Consider the following 564-nt stretch of genomic DNA (forward strand, 5'->3'; position numbering starts at 1 on the left):
GCCCAAGTAGCCTGCTTTGGGTATGTAGGACGAGAAAGTAGAAACCCCGCGCTAAACAGTGCGGGGTTTCTTTATTTGTTCTAACCGTCTTTACTGTATTACCAGAGAGGTTAGCTTAGATAGGCATCACTCGGTTTCGACCGAGTTGTTTTGCTTCATAAAGCTGTTTATCGGCTTTGTTGACTAATGAATCTACGGTGTCACCAACTTCGAACTCTGCCACACCAAAAGAAGCGGTAATGCTATGAACTTGTGTGCCCGAGCGTTTATCACGCACGCGCAGCTTTTCAATCATGCGGCGCAGGGTATCGGCATATTGGCGGGCGATTCGTAGGGATTTGTTTGGCACAATTAACGCAAATTCTTCGCCGCCGAAGCGGTACGCACTCACGCCATCGCGACAGCTTTGTTGTAGTCGACGCGCGATCGCTTTCAATACTGTGTCACCAAATAGGTGCCCATAGTTATCGTTGAACGCTTTAAAGTGGTCGATATCCAGCAAGATGAGAGTCATCGCCTGATTAGCGTTAATCAGCATGCTTAAATCAGTATCAAAGGCGCGAC

At 47.9% G+C, this 564-nt stretch carries 1 protein-coding gene; it reads right to left on the reverse strand.

The genetic code is table 11. From position 1 onward, the window contains the following. Positions 1-115: 115 nt before the first annotated feature. Positions 116-564 (reverse strand): GGDEF domain-containing protein (locus R7O13_RS29510; RefSeq protein ID WP_318305547.1); only part of this gene is annotated, 449 nt, incomplete at its 5' end.

It is taken from the genome of Vibrio sp. Y176, assembly GCF_033438945.1.